The following is a 15702-nucleotide window of genomic DNA, read 5'->3' as shown; positions in this document are numbered from 1 at the left end:
CGTTTCCTGCCTGTTTGATCGTTATTATTTGGGCGCCATTGTAGGAATATCACCTGCGGTTTGCGACAGCTTTAACCATTCTGTTACGCCTTGATGACCTGAATACGTATGCAGGCGCTGTCTTTGGATCGAAGAACTTTTACCATTATAAGCAACTACAATAACAACGGCTTTGCCAGTGCTTTCTTTCAAAAGTATGGCACAGACGACTGGGGAATTTTCGGAAAACATCATGCGACACAGAAAAAAAACCATAGCAAAAACGACGCTACTTTCTTTACCCTTAGTGCTTTTAGCTGCAGCCTGCCAACCTGTTACTGACAACCACGCTAGCAACAAAATTATTGCTGGCGCACCTATTGAAATCGCTGAACAACATTCCGATTTTAGTGCGCACTGGCTAACACAACAGACACTATTATTAGCTAACGCTGACAGTGACAAATCCTATCGGCTAGCGGTTAATGCTGGCGATGAACAGCAAAGTATTGCTCTTAACCCACAAGAGATGCCTAGCTGGATACTAAAAAAACATCCTCATTTAAAAGATTTTTCAGCATTTAGTGTAGATATAGGAAAAGACACCGCTAAAGCATGGCTAAAGCATGCACTATACGTATACGATTCGAGCAACCAGCAGCCAAAACCAGTGGCCTATGTGCAAACAGGTGAAGTGCTAGACGACCTATATACAAAAGGGGAAAACGACGCCGATGAAATCACTGAATTTGGCGCGGTAGTTAAGGCTAATCAAGTATCTATTAAGCTTTGGGCGCCAACTGCCCAATCAGTCTCTGTAAAGCTTTTTAATCAAGACAAAACACCTTATAAAATACCTGCCGTTGAAATGATATTTGACGAAAGTTCAGGTACTTGGGCGGCCGAACTTGAGAAAGATACGGAAGGGTTGTTTTATCAATACGATATAACCGTTTACCATCCAGCAACAGGCAAAGTGGAAAACATCGTTACTACCGATCCATATTCTTTGAGCCTGTCTACAAACAGCGTTCATACACAAATTATTGACCTTAATAGTGACTATGCAACGCCAGCTGGCTGGGCCGCGCAACAAGAACCAACATTGAACGCACCAGAAGATGCCATTCTATACGAAGTTCATGTTCGCGACTTCAGCGCTACAGATAAACAACTTTCTGATGAAGCTCATCGAGGCAAATACAAAGCGTTTACAGAAAAAAGCTCTGACGCCATGAATCACGTTGCCGATTTAAAAGCAGCTGGCTTGAACCACATTCATTTGTTGCCTGTATTTGATATCGGTACAGTTAACGAAGCGCCAGGCCAAGCATTCGATTTACAATCGACTGTCGGCGACATTTGCGCAAAAGTGCCTACCGTTAGCGTATGCACTCAAGAATTAGATAATAACCTAAAGTTATTGCAAGTATTAGAAAGCTTCGAACCGATGAGCGGTGATGCACAAGCATTGGTTACTGAATTAAAAACCTTCGATAAATATAATTGGGGTTACGATCCATTCCACTACACAGTGCCAGAAGGCAGCTACGCGATAAACCCTGACGGTACAGCACGCATTATTGAATTTAAAGAAATGGTGCAACACCTTCACAATTTAGGCTTTCGCGTCATCATGGACGTGGTGTACAACCACACTCACAAAGCACGATTGGAAGAAACAGCAGTACTCGATAAAATCGTACCCAATTACTACCAGCGCCTTCACCCACTTACTGGTGATATTGAGCAGTCTACATGTTGCGACAACACAGCAACGGAACGCGTAATGATGGAAAAACTGATGATAGATTCATTGGTGGTATGGGCGCGTGACTACAAAATTGATGGCTTCCGCTTTGACTTGATGGGCCACCAACCAAAAGCTGCCATGCTAAAAGCAAGAGAAGCAGTTCGTGCCGTTGATCCTGATACCTACTTTTATGGTGAGGGTTGGAACTTTGGTGAAGTTGCGAACAATCAACAATTTGTGCAAGCAACACAGCTAGAGCTTGGTGGTACTGAAATAGGTACATTTACTGACCGCTTGCGTGACGCTGTACGTGGTCCAGGCATCAGCGTTCAAGGTGATGATATTCGTCGTAATCAAGGTATTGGTAATGGCTTAAAAGTGCACCCGAATGAATTAAATGACGGCAATGAAGCAAATGCCCCCGACTATCGCCTATTAATGGATCAGCTTCGTGTAGGCTTGGCTGCAAACTTAGCGGATTTTCCATTACAAGATCGCAATGATAAACAAGTAACAGGTAAAGACGTGCCATACGGTGATCAACCTGCAGGCTACGCACAAGATCCAGCAGACACCGTTAATTATGTTTCTAAGCACGACAACCAAACGCTGTGGGATAACAATCAATACCGCAATGCGATAGATTTAACTAAAGCAGAGCGTATTCGTTTACACAACCAGAGTTTGTCTTACGCAATACTTGCGCAAGGTATTCCGTTCTTACATATGGGTTCTGAGTTGCTGCGCTCGAAATCATACCTGCGCGACAGCTATGACTACAGCGACTGGTTCAACCGTGTTGACTTTGCCAAGCAACAAAACTACTACCACGTGGGACTACCGCCAGCCGAAAAAGACAAAGCGAATTGGCCACTTGTTTCTTACTTAATTGATAAGAATGAAGGCAGAGACATGCCAAATAGTGCGGATATCAAGCAAGCGGCTAAAGTATTTGCTGATTTCTTAGCAGTGCGTACTAGCACCAAACTGCTACGCATGACTGAAGAGACACAAATAATTGATAAATTGCGTTTCTTGAACACCGGTTCATCGCAACAAGATGGCTTAATTGTGATGCACATTGATGACAGCAAAGGAAAAACTATTTCTGACGATTACCAGCAAGTCATTGTATTCTTTAACAGTGCACCTAACGAAAAATCATTCACGGTCAACGGCGCTAGTGGTTTTATATTGCACCCTAAACAGCGCGAGGGTGCTGATGATGTAGTCAAGCAAAGCCAGTTCCAAAGTGGTCGCTTTACTATTCCAGCGTTTACCACAGCGGTATTCGTAAAGTAGTCATATTTGAAAGGGCTAACTATGTTAAGCAATATTTTTAGAAAAACGGCTGTTATCTCGATTGGCGCACTCGCTATTCTGTGTGTAAGTACCAGTGCGAAAGCAGCCTCTACAAACTACAAAATTGAACATTTAGAGCCTACCTCATGGTGGGTTGACATGAATAATAAGTCGCTTCAATTGCTGGTTCACGGTAACAAGATAAGTGATTTAACCCCACGTATTCAATCGGACAAGGTGATTTTGAAAAAGTCGAACAAGGTCGACAATCCCAATTACCTTTTCCTCGATATTGTGATTCGAGACAACGTCCAGCCTCATCGACTCAATATTGAATTTTTACAGGGTGATGAGGTTGTCCTCACACACCCCTACCAACTCAAGGCAAGAAATAAAAACCCAGCGGCTGAAATCAGTTACAGCGCCAAAGACGTTATTTATCTGATTACTCCTGATCGTTTTGCCAATGGCAACCCAAAAAACGATCAGGTGCCGCAATTGCTTGAAGGTAAAAGCCGCCAAAAGCCTGGTGGACGTCATGGCGGTGACATACAAGGTATTATTGATCGCCTCAACTACATCGAAGATATGGGATACACCCAAATTTGGTTAAACCCTGTAGTGGAAAATAACCAGGAGACCTATTCATATCACGGCTATTCTGCGACAGATTTCTACAACATCGACGCACGTTTTGGTGACAACGCCCTGTATAAAAAGCTATCTGACGAGGCGCAAAAGCGTGGAATTGGGCTTATTATTGACGTGGTGTTAAACCACAGTGGCTCTGGGCATTGGTGGCACAACGATTTACCGACGAACGATTGGTACAACAATCAAGGCAACGACTATATTGGCACAAACCATAAGCGTGAAGCGCTTCATGATCCATATGCGGTCGATAGTGATAAGCAACAATTCAGCGATGGTTGGTTCGTACCAACAATGCCTGACTTGAATCAACGTAACCCCTACATGGCTAATTACCTGATTCAAAATACTCTTTGGTGGATAGAATACGCGAATTTATCAGGTATCCGTGTTGATACCTACTCTTACCCAGATAAAGCGTTTTTGACAAAGTGGACTCAGCGCGTAACCGATGAATACCCTAACATTAACATCGTGGGCGAAGAATGGTCGACCAACCCAGCCATTGTCGCTTATTGGCAAAAAGGTGCTAAAACCCATGATAATTATGTGTCTTACTTGCCTAGTGTCATGGATTTCCCTTTGCAAGACTTACTTGTGCAAAGCCTCAATAATGATGAGTCTTGGAATACGGGTCTTAACCAGCTATACCAAGTATTAGCTAACGACTTCTTGTACGCAGCGCCTGAAAACCTTGTCATTTTCCCAGATAATCATGACATGAGCCGTATCTTCACCCAGTTAAACGAAGACTATGATTTATTCAAAATGGCCATGACTTATCTCATGACAACTCGCGGTATTCCTCAGATTTTTTATGGCACGGAAATATTGATGAGTAATCCTAGCACAACAGACCATGGTGTTATTCGCACAGACTTTCCCGGTGGTTGGCCTGGTGATAAAGTCAGCGCATTTACAGGTAAAGGGTTGACGAATCAACAAAAAGCCGCTCAGCAGTTTATGCAGAAATTGCTTAATTGGCGGAAAAATGCGCCAACCATTCATACCGGAGAATTACGACATTATGCACCCGAAAACGGCGTTTACGTCTATTTCCGTTTTGACAAGTTCACTAAGTATATGGTGGTAATTAACAAAAATACCGAAGATACGGAGTTAGATATGTCTAAATATAATGCGATGCTGGGCAAAGCTAAGTCTCTTATTCCAGTACTAAATAAAAAACCTGTGAAACTTGAATCAACGATGGTAATGCCAGCTAAAACAGCAACCATTTTTCAGGTGCTTTAATGTATTAAGCTATAGGGCGTTAACATTATTGGCACTATCTGAGTCAATCTAAATAGAAACAAAAAAGGCCAGCTATGCTGGCCTTTTTCTTGAGAATTATTTGCTTATTTTTTTAAGAGGAAATAAATCAACTCTTTGTACTGCCCCATACTTGTTATACGGCTAGTCAACGGTTTATAACGGCCATTGACGACAAGTAAAGGCATTCCCTTTTCACCGGCGTTTCTGACTTGCTCCGTCAACTTTTGCATTTCTTCAAGTTGCATATCCATCGTAAAACTATTGAATGTGCTATCAAACATAAACTCACTGCCGCCCAATGAAATAAACAAGTTGCGAATATCATCAACGGACGTGAAATCTTGTTTTTTCTGCTGAATACGTTCAAAGATAGCTTTAATCACCTTATCTTTCATACGCATCTTTTCTGCGGTTAACACGGCCTTCGTTAGCAGGTTTTCAATTTCTGGGTTTGCTCCTGTCACGCCACTTACATGGTTCTTGATGAACTTGGCGCGTCGAGGCATGCCTTTTTCCAAATCTTGCATAAAGCTTTCTTGGCTGAGGCACTGCGCGCAATAAAACGAGAAGTACTCTCGAATTTCCTTTTGCTTTGCTTTTGGTGTATCGAGCACACGATAATGTTTACCCTCGATAAACTCCTGGGCATGGGTTGGGAAATGAAGAAAAGTTACTACAAGTGCAAGTAAAAACAGCTTTAACGGCATGTTTAAATCCTTTTATCCTAAAACTACAGGAACATCAGCATTTTTCGTGCCTACCTTTTTATATTTTATGTCAAAAAACTGATAGATCAAACGAAAAACGTGTATTTTTTACACACTTATGTGAAAAACAGGTTAACCAGTGACCGCTAAAAAGCCAAAATACTAGGCTTGAATAACACGATTTCTGCCTGCTGACTTTGCTTGATAAAGCGCGCTATCAGCCCTTGCTATTGCCTGATCTAAGTTTTCATCTAGCGCACATTCAACAACACCAGCACTCATCGACAAAGGCATTGAAATATTGCCCTGATTTAGCGTTAAGGTTGCGACATTTTTATTAATTCTATCGGCAATTTCCATCGCTTGTTGCTTGCTGGTATTCGGTAAAAGGACAAGAAACTCTTCCCCACCTATTCGGCCAAAAACATCAAATTTTCTTAGTGTTTGCTTCGTTTTTTCAACCACCATTTTAAGGGCGTTATCGCCAGCGTCATGCCCAAGAGTGTCATTTACTTTCTTAAAATGATCGATATCGAACAAAATCGCAGAAATTGGACTGTCTTGATTCCCCTGCTCAGCCATAAGCTGTTCACCAATCTCAAAGCAATAGCGGCGATTAGCAATACCAGTCAAATAATCCGTTTGAGCGCGATGTCGAAACGCTCGCCTTGTTTTTACAAGATAACTAATAAACAACAGTGCGCCGGCAAGCACAGCGATAACCAACGACAGCGTCAGATAAATGACTTGGTTTTGGCTTTTTTGCTCTGAGAGCATTAATCGATTAATTTCTAGAGCTTGTTGAAGGACTTGATTATCAAGCGCCAGTAAGTTCTGAGAATTTACTAGCATTGCCGCTTCGTTCGAGGTTCTAATAAAATAACGATAACGATTCTTTTGACTATCAAGCGTCGTCAGTAGTGTCACAAAGCTAGCATCAACACTGCCTGCATAAAACTGTTTTATCGCCAATGCTGATTTGTGAATAAAATCACTCTCAGGAAACGCCTCTTGATAGATTTCAAACCAAGATTTAGCTTGCTCATGCTGCCCTAAAATAAAAAATGCATGTACTAATCGCTCATAGGAATATCGCACAAAATACGTTTCACTCGTTGAGCCTTTTCTAGCGAGGGTCTCCAAATAGGCGGCCTGTGCTTCTTTATATTTACCTTGGTCAAAAGCCACTTTGGCACGATTAAAATAGGCAAAAAAAGCAAAATCTTTAAACTCAACATGCGCTTCTGCCATGTTGAACAAATTATCGACATGTTGCTGAGCACGCTCTACATCCATAAGCTGTAACGATATAGTGACCATGGTATGTTGCATGTTGAACATATCTGCATAGTCATCTATCGTGGCCCAATTATTGTAAGCTTTTTCAGCAAATTCATAAGCTTTATCAAACAACTGATTATTCAAATACAAGTCAGTTGAAGCATTATAAATCATCGAATAGAGGTTTTTATCGACATTGTCTCGTGTTGCTATATCGACCGCTTCATCAAGTAGCGCTAAACCACGTCTGAGCTGTTCCGGCTCACTTCTGAAACAAAAGGCATTTTGTACCAATATTTTTATTAACAGCTCGCTTTCGTGCGGTAACTGTCGAATCAGACGAAGCGCCTCCGTTCTGTCACCACAATAATCAACAGGATCAAAAGTTTTCAGGTACTGCATATATGATCGTTCAATGTATGCCAGAGGAAGCTCAACACTCAGTGGTAGCTTGTACTGATTGAAAAGCGCTATCGCGCGAGTGAATGAATCATATGCTGCATCAACTTTACTGGCTTGATCTTGCGTCATACCCAATAAATGCCAAAACTTAACTTGTTCAAGTGGCGAGAATTGTTGAATCTGGCTTTGTTGACTAAGTAAAAAACTGAGCTTTTCCGGCGCTTTTTCAATACCATTTGCTTGTCGCTCGAGCTCAACAAAGCCCGTTGCCTTGGCCGTTATCGACAACATTAACACACACACTAAGGCGACAACTCTGAACATCTTTCACCAACATAAACACAACAATACACAACAAGTATAACGCGTTGCTTATCACAATTCCTAAACGCATTGTCTGCTAATGCCCTTTTCCATCATCAACATCAATATATCAGTTGAATACGTATGCAGATTTAATGCTTTATTGCTGAGGCATTTGTAAGCTTGGTGTCAATAAAAAGAAAAAGGGATACATCATGCACAGGCAATTCACCTATCTCCTAACCGGGCTGGCGTTAACGTCGATTTCTTTTAGTCATCATGTCATCGCCAAATCTATTGAATTGAAATCTCCAGACGGCCACTTGGTACTTACGGTAAGCGATAACCAACACCCTAGTTACCAGCTATCTTTTATGGGAAACCCCGTAATTGCCACGTCATCGTTAGGGATGGCATTTAAGCAATCTGCGCCGTTTGATAGCAGTTTCACTATCTCCAAAGTGGAAAAAAATGCACACCAATCGACATGGCAACTACCTTGGGGTGAGCGACTCAATGTTGAAGATCATCACAATGAAGTTGCTATTGAGTTTTCCTCTGAGCGTGACCTAGCCAATACGTATACGGTACGATTTCGCCTGTTTGACGATGGCTTAGGATTCCGTTACGAAGTCCCTAAACAGCCAGGACTAACAAATGATATAGAGATCACTAGCGAAAATACTCAGTTCAATATTGCCCATGCTGAGCAGGCAACAGCTTGGTGGATTCCATCTCGCGGTTGGAATCGCTATGAATATGTATACAACACCACGACATTCAACGGCATTGACCGAGTGCATACACCTTTTACGTTTAAAAATAATAACGGTGTACATGTCAGTATTCATGAGGCCGCACTAGTCGACTATGCATCAATGACACTAAACCAAGGGCGCTTTGGTCAATTCGAAGCCGATCTGACGCCTTGGTCTGATGGCAGTAAAGTCAAAACCACCGGCGGTTTTAAAACACCATGGCGAACCATACAAGTCGCCGCTAACGCCGTTGGCTTACTTAATTCAGATTTGATTCTAAACTTAAATGAACCCAACAAACTTGGCGATGTATCCTGGGTAGAGCCAGGAAAGTACGTCGGCATTTGGTGGGGTATGCACATCAATGAAAACACTTGGGGAAGCGGCGAAAAGCATGGCGCAACAACAAGTGAAACAATGCGATATATGGATTTCGCAGCAAAATACGGCTTTTCAGGTGTGTTAGTCGAAGGCTGGAACACGGGTTGGGATGGCAGCTGGTTCCACAATGGTGATGTATTCAGTTTTACCAAAGCTTATGATGATTTTGATTTACCCAAAGTTGCAGCTTATGGTTTAGAAAAAGGTGTTCGCTTGGTAGGTCATCATGAAACTTCAGGCAGCGTTACTAATTATCGTAATCAAATGACGGACGCTTATGATTTGTATGAACAGCATGGTGTCCGGCAAATTAAAACCGGTTACGTTGCAGATGGTGGCGATATCAAGCGTATTGATGACCAAGGCATCGTACGCTTTGAGTGGCATGACGGACAGTTCATGGTAAATGAGTACTTACATTCAATTACTGAAGCAGCAAAACGTAAAATCAGCATCAATACGCATGAACCTATAAAGGCTACGGGGTTGCGTCGCACCTATCCTAACTGGATTTCTCGTGAAGGTGCTCGCGGCCAAGAGTTCAATGCTTGGGGCAACCCACCTAACCCGCCAGAGCATACTGCCATATTGCCGTATACACGCATGCTGGGCGGCCCAATGGACTTCACCCCTGGCATATTTGATATGAGCTTTAATGGTCTTGGCGATACAACAAACCGTCCACAAACCACCCTTGCAAAGCAACTCGCACTTTATGTTGTACTCTACAGCCCTATTCAAATGGCAGCAGATCTACCGCGTAACTATGAAGCAAACTTACCTGCTTTCCAGTTTATTCGTGATGTACCAACTGATTGGCAAGAGAGTATCGCTTTAGCGGGCGAAGTCGGAGACTTTGTCGTTTTCGCACGCAAGGAGCGTAACGGAGAAGATTGGTACTTAGGCGCGTTAACTGATGAGCAAGCGCGTAACATCGATATTGCACTGGATTTCTTATCGCCAGAAAAACGATATGAGGCACAAATTTATCGCGATGGCGAAAAAGCGGAATGGAAAAATAATCCCTATGACATTGCAATTGAGCAGAAAAATGTAACAGCTAAAGATACACTTACGCTCAGCTTAGCAACAAGCGGTGGCACCGCTATTCGCTTCAAAGCACTAGACTAGTATACCCTCACGCCAATAAGCTGCGTCACACCTTGTGACGCAGCACTGCGCTGACCAGTCATTACTTTGTAACACCTCCAAATTATTTGTAGTTATACTGGTCTCGAGCCGATAGACTCTCACCCATAAATGTAATTAAAGGTTAACGATATACAAAGGATTGTTACGCAGTAGAGGTAACAATATGCAAGTTCGCACCTATTCCAGTGGTAATCAGCAGGTCACGCTAGGCCTTTCAGGGTCACTTCTTTTTTCTGACTACGAAGCTTTCACCGACTGTTATAAATATATTGATAATGCTAAATCAGCACACGTAGATTTGAGTCAAATTGACGATATTGATGTGTCTGGCATTGCCATGTTATTGCTGTTAAAAGAGTTCGCTACAGAGCACAGATGCCAGATAACGTTTAACAATGCGCATTCGGAAGAAGTCAGGCGGCTTTTTGATATTGCGGGCCTTGGTAAGCAGCTTAATTTAAGCTACGGTTTGAAACACTAATCAAATTGCCAATCAAGCTTCAGTCCAATGGTGCGCCCCATGATAGGTGGCGCATCTTCATCAGCTGTACTGAACTCATCTGCATCAGCGAGGTTTTCGCCGTAAAGGCTTAAACGAATGCTGTCAGTTATCAGCTTGGAAATACTTGCCTGCCATAATAAGTAACCCTCGCGTTTTATCTCGCTTGCTCCAATGTCTGTTTGTTCGAAGCGATAATCAAGACGATTATTGACCGTAAAGTCTTGCCAATCATAATGTGTCGACCACCCTAATGTTGGTGGCATAAGGTCATCAAGCGTATCACCATTTTCGTTTTCACCTTGCTGATACTGGCCTGTAAATGTCATCGACAGGTTATTGTGAAGGTGCCAAAGTGCGCTAATTTCCACACCATAAATATCAGCCTTATCGAGGTTTCGATAACTTCGAGTATCTTCGTCAATACTATAACGCTCGATATAATCATCGACCCGATAACCGTATAAAGATGCATTTAGCGTGGCGACGGGCGATAGTGGCAGCTGCCAATTCACTTGCAAACCAATACTTCTTTCAGGTGTTAACTCTGGATTGCCAAGGGTTGTACCACGTGGTGTTTCACCATCGAAAAATAACTCTGACAACGTTGGAAACCTAAATCCAGACGCTAATTCTAGCTGCAAGGTTTGTTGATTTGAAAAACTGCCCAACGCACTGATACTGCCATTGATTTGGTTTTCACTTTGCGTTTGGTTATTGGTTAACTGCTTTTGTTTAATATAGTCATACCTGATACCTGCATTAAACTGCCAATTGTTTACATACCAGTATTTTTCAGAAAACAATGCAATATTATCTTGTTGACCATCAACCAGCGTTTTAGCAAAGTTTAACTCGCCAGCCAACGATAACTCTCGCTCCTTGATATCAACGCCGCGGCGTGAAAGGACATCGACGCCTATTCTCAAATCCTCTGTATAAGGTGAAACGTTGATGATAGCGTTGCCACCAATAGTGTGGCTTTGGTATTGAGTAATGTTTTGACGATTGTCGACGCGAATTGTGTCGGTATCCCAATTTTGATAGTGATGATAAAACTGTACTTGCCATGCATTAGGGTCAAGTAATGTCACCTGCATGACACTATGATTGTCTTCGGGATAGGTCACAATGCGGTCGTCAGGATATTGGCTAGAACTCTTGCCAACATTGTTGCCTAAGCTTGGTAACCAACTGAAATCGACGACAACATCAGGCGTTCTTTGTTGATATTTGACAAGCCCTGACAATTGCTCAAAAGCAGTATTTAATGGGGCATCATTTCCAGACTTTGCCTTGTCAGCATGTTGATACGCTAAACCTAGCTGAAAACCTCGTAACTCATCTTCTCCTCCATAAAAACCCGCTATTTGCGTGCGATTATCGTTATCCTGAGTCGAAACACCAATGGCTTTAGCGCCAATATCTTTTGATACAAGGTTGATAACACCGCCCATTGCCTCGGAACCATACAAGGTCGCGCTTGGGCCTGTTTGCACATCAATACGTTCGATAAAAAATGCATTAATAAATGACGCTGAATTTCCCGCTCGCCTATCGGTAATAATGGGGACACCATCAACCTCAGTTCGAATACGTGCGCGACTAAATCCGCGAATGGAGTAGCTTTGAAACAAGCCACCTTGACCATTTAAGCTGATACTTGGACTTTGGGATAACCAATCGGCTACAGTAGGTTTCACCGTAGAAGGCAGTGAAAGTTCAAGCGCACTGATATTACGATCAATAACTTGATTACTTAGTAGGGTACTGTGCTTTGCACGCACTTCGACGACTTCAATGTCCGCTTCGCCATAAACGATAGGAGTGAAAAAAAGACTAAAAACAAAGGCGAAAGACGTGCGAGAAATCATACCCTAGTGTGGCCAATTCTCATTTGAAATTGAATGTGGCGGCATTTTAGCGAAAAGACGATAAAGCCACCAGCAAGGTTGGCGCTTTTTAACGCAGTTACTATGCATTTAGTCGTGTTCTGTACGAACCATTGTAAGCTTATGCAGATAATTCCGAATGACTAAAGTTCAACAATGCATCTAACCCTTCGGCGAAACTTTGCTGTCCTAGACCTAATCGAAAGAAGTTTCCCTTTACTCCAAATAAAGATAGCGGCAATAACATCACGCCTGTTTGTCCGGTAAACCTTGGAGCCCATGTATCGATAGACTCTCGTGCCAGACATTCAACAACCGATAAAAAGCCAGCCGCCGGTTGCCACCACTGAAACAGGTCGTTGTTTTCTATAAATTCAGCAAACACCTGTTGATTCCGGTGACATATCCGGAGATTTTCAGCAACAATGGATTCACCGTTATCGAATGCAATAAGCGCTAGCGTTTCGTCAACTGCTGAAGTACAAATACTGCTTTGACACTTAAACGCGACTAAGCGTTCAATGAGCTGTAAATAGCGAGTTACAGCCCACCCAATTCTCACGCCCCCCAACCCGAATGCTTTAGACATCACTGATATTACGATAGACTTTTCATAGTCGAGATAGGCATGACTGGTTATCCGTTTATTATCTGTCACAGTTTGGGTCACATCATCACTCAATAAAAAGCAGTCAAACTGTTTTGCAATATCAACCAATTGCCGTTGTTGTTCGGGTGACAGGAGATGACCTGTCGGGTTATGTGGCGCGTTTACGACGATCAATTTGGTGTTGCAATTCACCAACGCACACAACTCTTTGATATTTACTTGCCAATCAGTTTCTGGCGTCAGTGTATATGGTTTTAACGTAGCACCACATTCTGAAACCATTGCGGTCAATGAAGGGTAATTAGGCGTACAAACCACCACTTCATCACCTGGTTGAAGTATTGAAGAATAAACGCCTTTTAATGCCTCTTGTGCACCAGAAAACGTCACCACATGCTCAGCACTCAACTGACTTTGGTGATGATTTGCTTGCTGATGAAAGTGAGATATATGCTCTCGTAATTTGGAATCCCCTTGCACAGACGCATAGTCAAGCGGTTGCTCTGAAAGTGCTTTGTAGTGATTATTATGGTCCATAGCTATCAAGTTGGACAGGCTAATTGCCTGTCCACATGAATGGCTGAGATTACACCAAATTTTAGTGTTGAATTGGCGAGTATATCGAATATGTGGTGGTATGTTATCAGCCACGATGGCGCCAAATACTGATGTGCTTGTTACTCACTTTGAAATTGCGCTTAGTGGTTGCAACGACTTGAGGCAATTCTGTTTCTTCGAGTAATTCAAAAGTATTGGCTAACAATAAGTTTACTCCATCAAAACCAAATACGTTTTCACCATTAACTTTAATCCCCCCCAGCCACTTTTCTTTCATTGCCACTTCATTGTTAAACTGATAATCCGAAGCAAGCACAAGTAGCCCTGATTTGTTGATGCGAGAGGTGGCCTCTTTCATAAATTCTTTGGGGTCGTAACATTTCTCCAGTACCTGCTGAGCGATAACCACATCATAACCGTTGAAAACCGCTTTTAGATTACTCGCATCGCCCTGACTAAAGGCAATGTTGTCAGCAGACGTTATGCCTAAATCTGACAACGAGACTTCATGGTAGTCAACAATATCGCCCTCATTGATGGTTTCAAAGCGCACTTTCTCACCCGTTTGCAATTGAACGCCGTGTTGAATATATCGTGCTGAAAAATCAACACCATCGACGTGCAAAAATAAAGGAGATAACTCAAAGCTGGTTCGGCCTACACAACAGCCTAAATCAAGCAACTTCGTCTTTTTCGCATCGTATTTTGACAACCAGTGTTTTACTTTTTCTGCTAACGCCACTTGATAGTTTTTAAAACCTAACGCCCCTTTCCCGTAATGAGAGGATAACTGCTGACAGACATCAGTGTTGTTCTCAAATTTGTTCACAGGAATGATCGGTAAGTCTTCGTTTTGCGCTTCAACATAACGAAAGCCAGCGTGCTGGAAAAAATGGCGTCGAAACGCATATCTTGAACTTTTGATCGCTTCATTACCCGTTGAAATCCAAGAACCACCTTTAATCAGGTTATGCTTGCCATCAAACGTAGGGGTAGAGAAATCATCGTACAGAGGATGTACTTCAAATCCTTCAAATGCATCGATAGGTGACTCAGTCCATTGCCAAACGTTACCCACAATGTCGAAAAAGCCATTGGTTTCAAAACGATCAACAGGACAACTCGACGCATAGTACTCAAGGTTCGTGTTGCCTGGTGCCTCACTCCAATTGACAAGATCAACGTCAATGAAGTCTCGCATCGCATACCATTCCGGTTCAGTTGGTAGTCGAACAACATTGCCCGTTTGCGCAGCTTTCCAATTGCAAAAAGCTTTAGCCTCTAAATAATTGACTTCAACCGGCCAGTTTAACGGCAATGGCATTTGGTCAAGCAAATTGCGTTGATAATATTGGCCGCCATCTTCAACCCAAAAGCGCGGCATTTTCGCCTGCTTATAACCGAGCCACTTTTGCCCTTCTTCTGTCCAATAACTCGGCGTTTGATAACCTCCAGCTTCAACAAAACTGAGGAATTCTTGGTTAGAGACTAAATATTGGCTTGCTTTAAATGCGGGTAACGAAATAGTCGCCTGGCCATATTCATTATCCCAGCCATAAGTGCGGTCAGTCGCTTGCTTACCAAGTGACATATCTCTCCCTTCAACAGCCAACACCTGGTTAATAGGTGCGGTGCCACTGTCACTACAACTTTTCCAATGCTCGTTTGGCGTTAAGTCGGATAAAGGCAACATGCGCATGATAACAGAGGATGTTTCTAGGTGAATGCGCTCATGCTCACTGCCCATTAATATGATCCAGGCCAGCGAATCTTGTTCTATCGGCAACGGCAAATACATGTCGTCGATAAGTTTGCAAATCAACGCTGACACTTGTTGACGATACTCTCGTACTTCATCAACACTCGGCCAATCATAATGCTCGCTATTGAGATCATCCCAGCTCATTTCATCCACGCCAACGGCACAAATCGCTTCCAGTTTTTCGTTGATACGGTGATTGATGAACTTTCCTAACATCAGTTTGTTGATGTAAAACGTTGCCGTGTGGCCATAATAAAAAATAAGCGGATGACGAAGCGGCTCTGGCCGTTTGTAAAACGCGTCATCGTTGTTAATCAGTGAAAATAAAGATTCGTAAGTGTTCCAGCTATTGAGGAAATACGCTTTTAACTCTGCGCGTTTTGCTGTGGCATCCTCGCCCGTCAGCAACGGCGTTTTTAGTTGGGGTTGGGTCATGT

10 protein-coding genes are annotated in these 15702 nt (G+C 42.7%); 4 read left to right on the top strand and 6 right to left on the bottom strand.

The genetic code is table 11. The annotated features are described in order from the left end of the window. Window positions 1-24 precede the first annotated feature (24 nt). Window positions 25-192, bottom strand: coding sequence for a hypothetical protein (locus ACFSJY_RS16800; RefSeq protein ID WP_386036938.1), 168 nt, complete (start codon window positions 190-192; stop codon window positions 25-27). 40 nt (window positions 193-232) lie between these two features. On the opposite strand from ACFSJY_RS16800, the gene pulA reads away from it, so the two are divergent. Together pulA and ACFSJY_RS16790 are read left to right on the top strand one after the other, a co-directional pair. Next, on the top strand, window positions 233-3034 hold the full coding sequence (pulA, locus tag ACFSJY_RS16795) for a pullulanase-type alpha-1,6-glucosidase (protein ID WP_386036935.1): 2802 nt from the start codon (window positions 233-235) through the stop codon (window positions 3032-3034). Between the two features lie 21 nt (window positions 3035-3055). After that, window positions 3056-4939 (top strand): glycoside hydrolase family 13 protein, encoded by a 1884-nt coding sequence (locus ACFSJY_RS16790; protein WP_386036932.1) that lies wholly within the window; start codon window positions 3056-3058, stop codon window positions 4937-4939. 104 nt (window positions 4940-5043) lie between these two features. On the opposite strand, the gene ACFSJY_RS16785 is transcribed toward ACFSJY_RS16790, so the two are convergent. Both ACFSJY_RS16785 and ACFSJY_RS16780 read right to left on the bottom strand, forming a co-directional pair. Continuing rightward, the gene (locus ACFSJY_RS16785; protein WP_386036929.1) at window positions 5044-5667 is read right to left on the bottom strand and encodes a thiol:disulfide interchange protein DsbA/DsbL; all 624 of its coding nucleotides are present in this window, start codon (window positions 5665-5667) and stop codon (window positions 5044-5046) included. 162 nt (window positions 5668-5829) lie between these two features. Next, window positions 5830-7674: a tetratricopeptide repeat-containing diguanylate cyclase gene (locus ACFSJY_RS16780; RefSeq protein WP_386036927.1), complete on the bottom strand. Its 1845-nt coding sequence runs from the start codon at window positions 7672-7674 to the stop codon at window positions 5830-5832. A gap of 194 nt (window positions 7675-7868) precedes the next feature. Between ACFSJY_RS16780 and ACFSJY_RS16775 the strand changes: the two genes are divergently transcribed. Both ACFSJY_RS16775 and ACFSJY_RS16770 read left to right on the top strand, forming a co-directional pair. Further along, a complete protein-coding gene (locus ACFSJY_RS16775) occupies window positions 7869-9923 on the top strand; it encodes a glycoside hydrolase family 97 protein (protein WP_386036925.1) in 2055 nt (684 codons plus the stop codon). Window positions 9924-10107: 184 nt separating this feature from the next. Beyond that, a complete protein-coding gene (locus ACFSJY_RS16770; protein WP_386036923.1) occupies window positions 10108-10425 on the top strand; it encodes an STAS domain-containing protein in 318 nt (105 codons plus the stop codon). On the opposite strand, the gene ACFSJY_RS16765 is transcribed toward ACFSJY_RS16770, so the two are convergent. From ACFSJY_RS16765 to ovoA, 3 genes are all read right to left on the bottom strand, one after another. After that, entirely contained in the window at window positions 10422-12317 is a 1896-nt protein-coding gene (locus ACFSJY_RS16765) for a TonB-dependent receptor plug domain-containing protein (protein ID WP_386036921.1), read from the bottom strand. The two genes, ACFSJY_RS16770 and ACFSJY_RS16765, sit on opposite strands and share 4 nt — an antisense overlap. Before the next feature lie 139 nt (window positions 12318-12456). After that, window positions 12457-13596, bottom strand: coding sequence for a pyridoxal phosphate-dependent aminotransferase (locus ACFSJY_RS16760; RefSeq protein WP_386036919.1), 1140 nt, complete (start codon window positions 13594-13596; stop codon window positions 12457-12459). After that, window positions 13589-15700: a 5-histidylcysteine sulfoxide synthase gene (ovoA, locus tag ACFSJY_RS16755; RefSeq protein WP_386038430.1), complete on the bottom strand. Its 2112-nt coding sequence runs from the start codon at window positions 15698-15700 to the stop codon at window positions 13589-13591. The genes ACFSJY_RS16760 and ovoA overlap by 8 nt, the downstream gene beginning before the upstream one ends. Window positions 15701-15702 lie beyond the last annotated feature (2 nt).

Source organism: Thalassotalea euphylliae (assembly GCF_042682785.1).
Lineage (GTDB): Bacteria > Pseudomonadota > Gammaproteobacteria > Enterobacterales > Alteromonadaceae > Thalassotalea_F > Thalassotalea_F euphylliae.
Note: the sequence above shows the minus strand (reverse complement) of the source record. Positions and strands in the feature narration are given on the sequence as shown.